The sequence below is a fragment of the Flavobacterium lotistagni genome (assembly GCF_011392125.1).
GTDB classification, from domain to species: Bacteria; Bacteroidota; Bacteroidia; order Flavobacteriales; family Flavobacteriaceae; genus Flavobacterium; species Flavobacterium lotistagni.
In genome coordinates, this window is sequence record NZ_JAAJBU010000006.1 from 24087 (window position 1) to 37375 (window position 13289).

The 13289-nt window shown below is 44.3% G+C and carries 8 protein-coding genes; 6 read left to right on the forward strand and 2 right to left on the reverse strand.

Features of this window, described 5'->3' with window-relative positions:
- Positions 1-3: 3 nt before the first annotated feature.
- Together G4D82_RS08395 and G4D82_RS08400 are read right to left on the reverse strand one after the other, a co-directional pair.
- Positions 4-4353: a CusA/CzcA family heavy metal efflux RND transporter gene (locus G4D82_RS08395; RefSeq protein WP_166336573.1), complete on the reverse strand. Its 4350-nt coding sequence runs from the start codon at positions 4351-4353 to the stop codon at positions 4-6.
- Positions 4354-4435: 82 nt separating this feature from the next.
- Entirely contained in the window at positions 4436-4822 is a 387-nt protein-coding gene (locus G4D82_RS08400; protein WP_166336575.1) for a hypothetical protein, read from the reverse strand.
- 586 nt (positions 4823-5408) lie between these two features.
- Here G4D82_RS08400 and tgt point away from each other — a divergent pair.
- The 6 genes from tgt (at position 5409) to G4D82_RS08430 (ending at position 13289) form a co-directional block, all read left to right on the forward strand.
- A complete protein-coding gene (gene tgt, locus G4D82_RS08405) occupies positions 5409-6539 on the forward strand; it encodes a tRNA guanosine(34) transglycosylase Tgt (RefSeq protein WP_166336577.1) in 1131 nt (376 codons plus the stop codon).
- A 95-nt stretch (positions 6540-6634) separates the two neighbouring features.
- On the forward strand, positions 6635-7720 hold the full coding sequence (locus G4D82_RS08410) for an LptF/LptG family permease (RefSeq protein WP_166336579.1): 1086 nt from the start codon (positions 6635-6637) through the stop codon (positions 7718-7720).
- Complete coding sequence (locus G4D82_RS08415) at positions 7707-8588, forward strand: DMT family transporter (RefSeq protein WP_166336581.1); 882 nt, start codon at positions 7707-7709, stop codon at positions 8586-8588. The genes G4D82_RS08410 and G4D82_RS08415 overlap by 14 nt, the downstream gene beginning before the upstream one ends.
- Positions 8589-9220: 632 nt before the next feature.
- Positions 9221-10174 (forward strand): acetyl-CoA carboxylase carboxyltransferase subunit alpha, encoded by a 954-nt coding sequence (locus G4D82_RS08420; RefSeq protein WP_166336583.1) that lies wholly within the window; start codon positions 9221-9223, stop codon positions 10172-10174.
- Between the two features lie 147 nt (positions 10175-10321).
- Positions 10322-11869, forward strand: a complete 1548-nt coding sequence (gene dnaB / locus G4D82_RS08425; protein WP_166336585.1) for a replicative DNA helicase — start codon at positions 10322-10324, stop codon at positions 11867-11869.
- Between the two features lie 157 nt (positions 11870-12026).
- Positions 12027-13289, forward strand: coding sequence for an asparagine synthetase B (locus tag G4D82_RS08430; protein ID WP_166336587.1), 1263 nt, complete (start codon positions 12027-12029; stop codon positions 13287-13289).

Sequence of the window (13289 nt, forward strand, 5' to 3'; positions counted from 1 at the left end):
GAGTTAAAGTTTTGAAGTAAGATATTGCAACTCGATTAGGTTTTGGTTGTGGCCTGAAACGGCATCGATATATTGGTTTTGAAGCGCGATACTTTCATTGACCAGCAACACCCAATCCAGATAATTGATCGCGCCGTTGTTGAATTGCTTGTCTGCTGTTTTTTGAATAATGAGAGCATTGGGAAGCGCGGTTTTCTCATAATAGGCGAGTTTTTCAACCGAATTTTTATAAGCCGACCAAGCATTCTGGAACCTGAGCCTGAATTGCCCTTTTTCTTTCTCGTACTCATTGGCGCTGATGGTTTCGATAATTTTTGACGCTTTGATTCTGGCGTTCTGTGCACCGCCGAGCAGCGGAATCCCAAGCCCGAATTGTACCGACTGAAATCTGGTACTGCGGTCGTAAATCACATTGTCTGCGCCGGTACCGGTAATGGTCATGCTGTTATAACCTAAAGTGATTCCGGGCAACAATCGTGACTTTTCGAGTTGAGTGGCAATCAGACGGGTTTGTTTTTGTTGTTCGAGCAGTTTTAAATTGGGATGATTTTCTACTGTTGCACTATCGGGAATTTCAAGCATCTTCATTTTTAGTTCTTTCCAAGTCGGTATCCAATCCGCATCATCATTAAGCAGCCATTGGAATTTGCTTTTAACAAGTTCTTTTTCCTGCAAGAGCTCAAGTAGCTGCATCTGGATATGCCCGCGTTGGGTTTGCGCCATGGTTTTCTCCAACACATTGGTTTCGCCCATTTCAAAACGCAGTTGAGACTTCTGGGAAAAGTTCACAAAGATGGTATCACTTCTTCGGAGCAGTTTCATTTTCTCGTCAATAGCTATTAAGTTGTAAAAGGTAAGGGCAACATCTTTCTTGAGTTCGGTTTCCTGTAAAGTCACATTCAGATTCGCAGATTTAGCTTCTTCAAGACTGAGTTGTTTCTGCCGATGATACACCGTCGGAAAACTCAGTGATTGTGAAACACCGACACGATTGTCATTGTAATAACTATTGATTTGCCCGTAATCGCCATTGAGGTTCAGCGGTGCTATGTTCACCGAAGCTTTCACTAGTTGCTGTTGATAATTGGCCTTTAACCTTTCACTTTTGACCGATGCATTATTTTTCAAAGCGATTTCCATGGCTTTATCTAAACTAATCGGAGTTTGCGCATTGACATCGGTGAACGAAAAGCCCAATAGCACCAGTAGAATAGCGAGATTTTTCTTATTTGAAAATGAAATTCCCTTCTCAGAAACCACATACAAAACTGGCAAAACAAACAAGGTCAAAAAAGTAGCAATCATCAAACCGCCAATCACTACGGTAGCTAACGGACGTTGAACCTCTGCTCCTGCGCCATTACTAATCGCCATCGGTAAAAAACCTAATGAAGCCACAAATGCGGTCATCAAAACCGGGCGCAAACGCACTTTGGTGCCCATCAAAACGATTCGGTGCAAATCATTCATTCCTTCTGATTTTAATTGGTTGAACTCTGAAATCAGCACGATGCCATTGAGCACTGCCACGCCGAACAAAGCGATAAAGCCCACTCCGGCGCTGATACTGAACGGCATACCGCGCAAAGCCAGAAAGAAAATCCCGCCAATGGCAGAAAGCGGAATCGCAGAATAAATAAGCAAGCCTTGTTTGACCGAATTAAAAGCGAAAAACAACAGCAGGAAAATCAGCAAAAGCGAAATTGGAACGGCAATCATCAACCGGTCTTTGGCTTGGTTCAAATTTTCAAATGCACCACCATAAGTTACGTAATAGCCCGCCGGCCATTTAATCTGCTTTTCTGCCTTGGCTTGCAACTCGCCCACAATACTTTGCACATCACGGCCTCTGACATTGAACCCGACCACAATGCGGCGTTTGGCATCTTCGCGCTGGATTTGGTTCGGCCCGTTTTTGATGCTCACCTCAGCCAATTGTGAAAGCGGAACTTGGGTACCAATCGGCGTTGGAATCAATAAGTTTTGTACATCTTCGAGGTCTTTGCGTTGGTCAATATCCAGGCGAACCATCAAATCAAAACGCTTCTCACCTTCGAATACCAGCCCTGTGCTTTGGCCGGCAAAAGCGGTATTGACTATTTTGTTCACTTCATCGATATTCAAATGATATTGTGCCAGAATCGGACGGTTGTAAGCAATCACCACTTGCGGAATTCCGGTCACAGGTTCCACAAACAAATTCTGTGTACCTTCGACGGAACCCACTATTCGGCCTAACTTCTCAGCATAAACGGCTAACGTATCTAAATCTTCACCGAATATTTTACAGACCACATCTTGTCGTGCGCCAGTCATCAGTTCGTTGAAACGCATCTGTACCGGATATTGAAAACCTGCAGTAATGCCGGGAACTTCTTCTAGCGATTTTCCCATTTTGGCCGCCATTTCGTTGAAACTGTGCGCGGAAGTCCACTGGCTTTTGTCTTTCATAATCACCATCATATCGGCGGCTTCCATGGGCATCGGGTCGGTCGGAACTTCACCGCTTCCGATTTTTGTCACCACTTTTTCTACTTCGGGAAAACGACTTTTTAGAATATAAGCCGCTTTTTGGGTATTTTCGATAGTAGTATTCAAATTGCTTCCCGTAAGCACGCGCGTATCAACGGCAAAATCACCTTCTTCAAGTGCCGGAATGAACTCGCCACCAAGGTTTGAAAGCAAAATCACCGCAAAAACGAACAGGCCCAAAACAGCAGCAATAGTTGCTTTTGGAAAACCCAAAACTTTTTGAAGCCAGTGCTGGTATTTCCGTTCCAATTGATTCATCATTTTGTCTGAGAAATTGGGTTCGTGCTTGATTTTCTTATCGAGGAAAAGCGCGCTCATCATCGGGATATAAGTCAGCGAAAGCAAGAATGCGCCCAATAAAGCAAATGCAACGGTCTGCGCCATCGGTTGGAACATTTTTCCTTCGATACCTTCCAAAGTGAAAATCGGCAAATACACAATCAGGATGATGATTTGCCCGAAAACGGCACTGTTCATCATTTTGCTGGCAGAATTTTTAACTTCGCCATCCATTTGCCTTTGAGACAAAGCGCTTACTGTTGTGAATTTTTTACTGTGCGTGAGTTGGTGCATCACCGCTTCTACAATAATCACCGCACCATCGACAATCAGCCCAAAATCGAGTGCACCAAGACTCATCAAGTTGCCGCTCACACCAAAGAAATTCATTAGGATAATTGCAAAGAGCATCGCCAGCGGAATCACCGAAGCAACGAGCAAACCAGCCCTGAAATTACCAAGGAACAAAACCAAAACGAAAATCACAATCAAAGCGCCTTCGAGCAAATTTTTCTCTACAGTTCCAATGGCGTTGTTAACCATTTTGGTGCGGTCTAGAAACGGTTCGATGATGACACCTTGAGGCAAGGTTTTTTGGATTTGGGCAATTCGTTCTTTGACGTTTTTGATGACTTCGCTGCTGTTGGCACCTTTGAGCATCATCACCACTGCGCCGGCTACTTCGCCTTGATCGTTGTAGCATAGGGCACCAAAACGCGTGGCATGTCCGATTTTGATTTCAGCCACATCGCGCAGCAATAAAGGCAGTCCGGATGGTGTTGATTGAATGGCGATATTCTCGAGGTCTTCAATACTGCCAATCAATCCTTCGCTTCTAATGAAGAGTGAAGTCGCGCCTTTCTCGATATAAGAACCACCGGTATTTTGGTTGTTTTTTTCTAAGGCTGAAAACACATCGGCAATGGTGAGCCCATAGGATTGTAATTTGTTCGGATGTACCGCAATTTCATATTGTTTGAGCTTGCCGCCAAAGCTACTGACCTCGGCCACGCCTTTCACACCAAGCAGTTGCCGGCGCACAATCCAGTCTTGAATGGTGCGAAGCTCGGTGGCATCGTATTTTTTTTCAAATCCTTTCTCCGGACGGACCACGTATTGGTATATTTCGCCCAAACCAGTAGTTACTGGGCCAAGCTCCGGCGTTCCGATGCCTTGCGGAATTTCGGTTTGTACTTTTTGTAACCGTTCGGCCACTTGCTGGCGCGCCCAGTAAATATCGGTCGCATCGTTAAAAACAATTGTAACTAGTGAAAGTCCGAAGCGCGAAAAACTGCGGATTTCTTTGATACCCGAAATGTTGCTGTTGGCCTGCTCAATGGGAAAAGTGACCAAACGTTCAATGTCGGTAGCACCAAATGACGGCGCAATAGTAATAATTTGTACCTGATTGTCGGTGATGTCAGGCACGGCATCAATGGGAAGTTGGGTGGTTTGGTATACTCCCAGCCCAATCAAAGCGACCATGAATAGGCCAATAATGAGTTTATTCTGGATAGAAAACCCAATGATTTTATTTAGCATAAATATCAGTTTAAATTAAAATAATGCATAGCATCCAAACTGCTACAAATCGTAACGGTTTGGGATGGAAACAAAAATTAATTTAAACCTGCTTGGGCGGTTGCCAAATTGAATCGAGATAGGAAGCACCTAAAAACGAAGAGTAATAATTGGGAAGTTCTATAGTAGTTTCCGGACTGAAAAATTCGACCAAGGAAAATTTCAATTCGGGCAATAAGGAAATCAAGTTGGTGTTGTTGCAATTGTCGAAGCTTTTGAACGGTAACTTCAGGTCTTTGTCGCGGTCGGCATCCATGACATCGCCGTGAGCGTAATGGACACAAAGAAATTGCCAGAGCGATAGTTTCGGGTTGTCTTGGTGGTGTTCGGCAAAATGGGTGACCAAAGCAGGGAATTTCAAGAACTGATGTAACTCAGTGGTTGAAAAAAGGTAAAGCACCAATAAAGTTCCTGCTATAATCTGCCGCATGAAAACCATTTTTATTAGAGACAAACAAATGTAGTCAATAAAACCCTACGATGAATGCTTGCCGATAATACTGATTTAGATTAATGACAAATAAAGTCCGAGTGTTTCAGCAAGTTCACGGGCCAACATAAGTTATTTGTATTTCCAAGTTTACGTGAGATTTAGCTTCGAGTTAATGATTTTCTTAATATCAAATGCCTCGGGTAGATATTAAGAGGAGACCCAAGGCGAAGCCGAACTGTATGTAGCGCAGCGGAATAAATGTCCAGTGGACATTCGGCATTGGCTGTATGTCTAGGATAAAGATAAAAGCTATTCCCGTTTTCAATTGTTGCGTGAGGGATAGCAGTGAAAATCCTTTTTAGGATTGCGACGTAGCACAGCGTAGGCGAAATTCTAAAAAGATTGCAACGAATAGCCCGACCCTTGTGGGCACGCCCAAAACCAGACTATAAGACTGTAGGATTTTAGGATTGTGTGATGAATGACGATCTGATTTATCCTATAATCTTACGGTCTTAAAATCTTAAAATCCTATGATTTCACAGCCTAAATCTGCTATCTTTGCCGACTGAAAAAGGCCGATATGCAATTTGAATTACTACAGCGAGACCCGCAATCTAAGGCGCGCGCGGGCAAAATTACCACCGATCACGGCGTGATTGAAACCCCGATTTTTATGCCAGTGGGCACCGTGGCTTCGGTTAAAGGAGTACACCAAAGAGAACTTAAAGAAGAAATCAACCCCGATATTATTTTAGGAAATACCTATCATTTATACCTGCGTCCGCAAACCGATATTCTCGAGAAAGCCGGCGGTTTGCACAAATTCATGAATTGGGACAGAAACATCCTGACAGATTCCGGCGGCTACCAAGTGTATTCGCTTTCGGCCAACCGCAAAATCAAGGAAGAAGGCGTGAAATTCAAATCGCATATTGACGGTTCGATTCATTTTTTTACACCCGAGAATGTGATGGAAATCCAGCGCACGATTGGAGCCGATATCATCATGGCTTTTGACGAGTGTACGCCCTACCCTTGCGATTTTCATTATGCCAGACGTTCGATGCACATGACACACCGCTGGTTGGAGCGTTGTATTGCGCATTTGGCCAAAACGCCTGTAAAATATGGTTATGAGCAGAACTTTTTCCCGATTGTGCAAGGCAGTACTTATAAAGAGCTAAGAATTCAATCGGCGGAATATATTGCCGGAACCAACCAAGTCGGAAATGCCATCGGAGGTTTATCAGTAGGCGAACCGGCCGAAGAAATGTATGCCATGACCGAAGTGGTTTGCGACATTTTGCCACAAGACAAACCGCGTTATTTGATGGGTGTCGGAACGCCAATCAATATTCTGGAAAATATTGCCTTAGGTGTCGATATGTTCGATTGTGTGATGCCGACCAGAAACGCCAGAAACGGAATGTTGTTCACCGCCAACGGAACGATTAACATCAAAAACAAAAAATGGGAAGCCGATTTTTCGCCACTCGATGAAATGGGCCATACCTTCGTAGATACCGAATATACCAAAGCTTACTTGCGCCATTTGTTCGCTGCGAATGAATATCTCGGCAAACAAATCGCCACGATCCACAACCTCGGTTTTTATATGTGGTTGGTTCGTGAGGCCAGAAAACATATCTTAGCCGGAGATTTTAGGCCGTGGAAAGAAATGATGGTGAAAAATATGAGCCAGAGATTATAATAGTTGTTGGTTGATGGTTGATGGTTGATGGATTTGGCCAAGAACTCACGACCGAAGACTGACGACTGAAAACCGACGACTGACAACCGATAACCATGCTATCAATCATTGACAAATACATCCTCAAAAGATACCTCGCCACGTTCTCGGTGATGCTGTTGTTGTTTATTCCTATCGGGATTGTAATCGACGTTTCGGAAAAAATCAACCGCATGCTCGAGAACAAAGTGCCTTTCGGGAAGATTGCGTTGTATTATGTAGATTTCGTGATTTACTTTGCCAATTTGCTGTTTCCGATTTTCTTGTTTCTGTCGGTCATTTGGTTTACTTCCAAACTGGCCAACAATACGGAGATTATTGCGATTTTAAGTTCGGGGATTTCGTTCACGCGCTTTCTGAGGCCTTATATTATCGGCGCGACAATCGTTTCGTTGTTTTCACTAATTATGGGATTTTTCCTGGTTCCGAAAGCCAGCGAAGGCTTCAAGTCGTTCCGGTATATGTACCTGATTGGAAACGGCCGAGAGGAAATGCGCGACAACACCGACGTATACCGGCAAATTAGCGACGATGAGTTTATTTATGTGAGCAACTTCAATACTTTGTCGCAAACGGCGTTCAATTTCACGCTCGAAAAATTCAAGGGCGACCAACTCGAATATAAAATTTCGGCGAACCGAATTCGGTGGAATGCCCAGCAAAAAGTTTACGAACTTTATGGCTACACCAAACGCACCGTCGGGCCACTCGATGACCAACTCGAAAGTGCCGAGAAAAAAACCATGGATTTTAACTTCGAACTTGAAGATTTAACACCAACCATATATATAGCCGAAACTTTGACTTTCTTTGATTTGGTTGACTTTATCGAGAAAGAACGCAAACGAGGTTCTGGAAACATCAATACTTATTTGGTGGTTTTATACAAAAAATACAGCATTCCGGTTTCTGCTTTTATCCTAACTATTATTGCCGTTGCGGTATCGTCAATGAAACGCCGCGGTGGCATGGGAATGAATCTCGCTGTTGGTATTTTGCTCGCTTTTGCCTTTGTGTTTTTCGACAAAATCTTTGGCGTACTGGCCGAAAAATCGAGCATGCCTCCACTGATTGCCGTTTGGATTCCGAACGTTGTTTTCGGTATTTTAGCTATTTACCTTTTGCGCCGTGCTAAGCGATAACCTCAAGAGTTATTTGCACTTGCACCTGATCGTTTTCGTTTGGGGTTTTACCGCTGTGCTGGGCGCCCTAATTTCGTTAGATGCTTTGCCGCTGGTTTGGTACCGAATGGCTTTGGCTGTTGTTTTTATCGCGCTGTATATCTGGCAGCAGAAAATCCCGCTGCGGCTTCCCAGGAAAGTACTGCTTCAATTGTTGGTTGCCGGAATTGTCATCGCCTTGCATTGGTTTACATTTTTTAGGGCCATTAAAGTGTCGAACGTATCGGTCACGTTGGCGTGTTTGTCTACGGGCGCATTTTTCACCTCATTCATAGAACCCATTTGGCTCAGAACGAAAATCGTTTGGTACGAAGTTTTTTTCGGGCTCATCGTCATTGGCGGGCTTTGCCTAATTTTTCGAGTCGAAAGTCATTATCTGGAAGGTATTCTGCTGGCCTTGAGCAGCGCGTTCCTTTCGGCTACTTTTGCGGTCATCAACAGCCGGTTTGCCAAAACTTACAATCCGACAACCATTTCTTTTTACGAACTCATCGGCGGGGTTTTGTTCTTTACTTTACTGCTGGCCATGACACAAAGTTTCGATGCGAAGTTTTTTCAGGTGAGCGCCAACGATTGGTTTTACTTAGCTATTCTGAGTTCGTTCTGCACAGCCTACGCGTTCATTGCCTCGGTCAAAGTGATGAAGTTTTTAAGCCCGTACACCGTGATGCTGACCATCAACCTGGAACCGATTTACGGCATTATCCTGGCGGTCATCGTCTTTGGCGAAAAAGAAAAAATGAGCACACAATTCTATATTGGCGCGGTGATTATTCTGGTCACGGTCATTCTGAATGGCTGGTTGAAATATACGCGCGATAAAAATTAATTTTTTTAGGAGCCGGGAACCTGCTGTGCGCTCCCAAACTTTGTCGCTGAACCCCAGCACCAAAGGTTTTCCACTTCCATCAGGGCTAGGGCATTAGTGAAAATCAAGAATAATTGTTTCAAAACGAAAATCACGCCTTATACCTGAAGTCCACTGGACTTCCTCCTCTTAATATCAAATCATCAGGGCTAGGAAATTAGTGAAAATCAAGAACCCAATCTGGGCTTGAGCCATTTAGCTTTATTTTAAATGTGCATCTGAATTTTAAACGACCTAAACTTTGCGCCTCTGCGGCTTTACTTCGTCAGTTCGCTTCGCTCGGGTGCGAGAAATTAAAAAAACTCACGTCAAGACGCAAAGGCGCAAAAATTTGTGATAAGTATCATTGTGGTAGATTGGCCCCTCAGATTTCCGTAAAGCCGCGTTAGGGATTGTAGCGGATAGCCCACAGCGCAGCGAGGACTAGCAGCGAAAAGCCCGGCCCGCAGGGAAACGCCCACAAAAACTAACAACCCACAACCATCAACCAACAACCCTTTCTGTTCACAACTAAAATCACAAAATTGCTTTTGTACCTAAGATTATATTTTATCTTTGCGAGCTAAACTATGATATAAAAACGCACAAATCCTATGGAATATTTAGATTTTGAGCTTCCCATAAAAGAACTGGAAGACCAGTTAGACAAATGCCAAATCATCGGCGCAGAATCAAACGTTGACGTGACGGCGACTTGCAAACAAATCGAGAAAAAACTAGAAGAAACCAAACGCAAAATATACAAAAACCTAACGGCTTGGCAGCGTGTGCAGCTTTCGCGTCACCCGAACCGTCCTTATACGCTGGAGCACATCACGAACCTGACCAAAGGCACGTTCTTGGAACTTTTCGGAGACCGCAATTTCAAAGACGACAAAGCCATGGTCGGCGGACTCGGTAAAATCGAAGGGCAATCGTTCATGCTGATCGGCCAGCAAAAAGGAATCAACACCAAAATGCGCCAGTTGCGCAACTTCGGGATGGCCAATCCGGAAGGTTACAGAAAAGCGTTGCGATTGATGAAAATGGCCGAAAAATTCAACATTCCAGTCGTTACTTTCATCGATACGCCGGGCGCTTATCCTGGGCTAGAAGCCGAAGAGCGCGGACAAGGTGAAGCCATTGCCAGAAACATATTTGAAATGTCGCGCCTGAAAGTGCCGATTATTTGTATCATCGTGGGCGAAGGGGCTTCAGGTGGTGCCCTCGGCATTGGCGTGGGAGACCGCGTTTTGATGATGGAAAATACTTGGTATTCGGTGATTTCTCCTGAATCGTGTTCTTCGATTTTGTGGAAAAGTTGGGAATACAAAGAACAAGCGGCAGAAGCACTTAAACTGACCTCGGCCGACATGAAAAAACAAAAGCTGGTAGACGATATTATCCCGGAACCACTGGGCGGCGCGCACTACGATAAAGAAACCACTTTTAGAACCGTGCAGCAGTACATCATGAAAGCCTACAACGAACTCAAAGATTTATCAACAGAGGAACTTGTAGCGCAACGTATGGACAAGTACAGCAAAATGGGCGAGTTCAAAGAGTAAAGCGTATAATCTTACATTTTTACCCCTAATCCGGAGCCCAATGGTTTCGGATTTTTTTGTCTTTATAAACAAAATAAAAGTTTTTATCAACAGTTATCATTTATAACTCTGGGTCTGATTTTTTTATTTTTAAACTACATTCGCAACATGGAAAATTTCAGAAATATCAACCCCGTTAGAGTCGATAAAGCGACCATCATCAATCTGGAAAAAGGCAAGCTGCCACCACAGGTTCTCGAACTCGAAGAAGCCGTTTTGGGCGCGATGATGATTGACAAAAAAGGAGTCGATGAAGTCATTGATATTCTGCAACCCGACGCATTTTACAAAGACGCCCACAAGTATATTTTCGAAGCGATTGTTCAGTTATTCACCGATACCCAACCGATCGACCTTTTGACCGTATCGGCCCAACTCAAAAAGAACGCAAAACTCGAATTGGCCGGTGGGGATTTTTACCTGATCCAGCTCACGCAGAAAATTTCGTCTTCGGCGCACATCGAATTCCACTCTAGGATTATTTTACAGAAATACATCCAGCGCAGTTTGATTAAAATTTCTTCGGAAATCATCGAAGAATCTTACGACGAAACCACCGACGTATTTGATTTGCTCGACAAAGCCGAATCCAGATTATACGAAGTGACTCAGGGCAACATCAAAAGAAGCTCAGAAACTGCACAAAGCCTTGTAATTCAAGCCAAAAAACGCATTGAGGAAATCGCCGGAAAAGAAGGTTTATCGGGAATTGCCACCGGCTTTGAGAAGCTCGACCAAGTCACTTCGGGCTGGCAACCCTCAGATTTGATTATCATTGCGGCACGTCCGGGTATGGGTAAAACTGCTTTCGTGCTTTCGATGGCCCGAAACATTGCTATCGACTTCAATCAGCCTGTTGCGGTATTTTCTTTAGAGATGTCGTCGGTACAGCTCATCACGCGTCTGATTTCGTCAGAAACCGGGTTGTCGTCGGAGAAACTGCGTACCGGAAAACTCGAAAAACACGAATGGGAACAGCTTTCGATTAAGGTAAAAAACCTAGAAAAAGCACCTTTATACATCGACGATACACCATCGCTTTCGATTTTCGATTTGCGAGCCAAGGCCAGACGTCTGTCATCGCAACACGGTATTAAACTGATTATCATCGACTACTTACAACTCATGACCGCCGGAAACAGTGCCGGAAAAGGTGGCGGAAACCGAGAGCAGGAAATCTCAACCATTTCGCGAAACCTCAAGGCATTGGCCAAAGAACTCAATGTTCCGGTGATTGCGCTTTCGCAGTTGTCGCGTGCCGTCGAAACGCGTGGTTCTAGCAAAAGACCATTACTTTCCGATCTTCGTGAATCTGGAGCGATTGAGCAGGATGCCGATATCGTTTCATTTATTTACCGTCCGGAATACTACAAAATCGACGAGTGGGACGACGAAGAACAAACCCCGACGCAGGGCCAAGCCGAATTCATCATTGCCAAGCACCGTAACGGTTCACTTGAAAATGTACGGTTGAAATTCATCGGAAGCCTCGGAAAATTCGACAACCTCGACGATTACGGCGGTGCATACGACGACCTTCCGTCTAAAATGAACCATGATGACAATCCGTTTGTAACCAAAAATTTACCTTCGCCCAATGAAGCTTTTGGCAGCAACCTGAACACCTCAAACGATGACAGTGATGTACCGTTTTAAATAAATCCCAACTGATTTTGGCTTGGCGCCTTTGTGGTCTTTGCGTGCGTGTTTTTTATGATCTCGCCAAGACGCAAAGGCGCGAAGTTTTTTATATTTATCTTCACAGAAATTCAGTTATCTTTGGCCTAATCAAATAACAATCAGCAGCGAGAACATGTCAGTGAAGTCACTTTTTACCCTATTCATTTTATTCTTATCGATATCCATTCGAGCCAGTTTTATCCTATTGCCAATGGACGAAACTTCGCAAAAAAACCACCTCAAAGCATACGGAATTACTTATTGGTGCCTCGACAAACAATACAAAGCGAGTTGGCTGCTCAATTACCGCGGCGGTTCGTTCTTGCTGCCAGATGCACCCGAAATTCGCAAAGAATGTCAGATTCGCGGGGTAAGTTTCGAACCGATTTCGGATGCTGAGGCCAACCAGATTTTGGAAGATATTTCAAGTCCGTCGCAAAATATGGAAACTGTGGTACTGGAAAAAGCGCCGAAAATTGCCGTTTATACCCCAAAAGGTAAACAACCCTGGGACGACGCAGTAACAATGGTATTGACCTATGCCGAAATTCCGTTCACGCCAGTTTACGATCAGGAAGTGCTTAGCGACCAATTGGTATTATATGATTGGCTGCACCTGCACCACGAAGATTTCACGGGCCAATACGGAAAGTTTTTTGGTTCCTACCGCAACGCGCCATGGTACATCGATCAGAAAAAGGACTCTGAAGCACTGGCAACCCAACTAGGTTATGCTAAAGTATCCGAAGAAAAACTAGCTGTAGCCAAAAAAATCCGTGACTTTGTGATTGGCGGCGGATTCATGTTTGCAATGTGTTCTGCCACGGACAGTTTTGATATTGCGCTGGCTGCCGAAGGCGTTGATATCTGTGAGACCATGTTCGATGGCGATCCGAGCGAGCCCAATTACCAGTCAAAAATTGATTATAACCGAAGTTTCGCTTTCAAGGATTTCATTCTCGACAGAAGACCCGAACATTACGAGTTTTCAGACATCGACATGACCGAGAAACGCAAAATACCGTTTGAAAAAGACTATTTTACACTCATGGAATTCTCGGCAAAATGGGATGTGATTCCGAGTATGTTATGCCAGAACCACACCCAATTGGTTAAAGGATTTATGGGGCAAACGACTTCCTTTGATTCGGAGTTGGTGAAATCCAGTGTACTGACTTTAGGCAAATGCGAACTCAACGATGAAGCGCGCTACATTCACGGTCAGAAAGGCAAAGGCTTTTTTACTTTCTTCGGCGGACACGACCCTGAAGATTACCAGCACCGCGTAGGTGACGAACCTACTGTTCTAGACTTGCACCCAAATTCGCCCGGATTTAGGCTCATCCTTAATAATGTATTGTTTCCGGCAGCGCGAAAAAAACCCCAGAAAACTTAA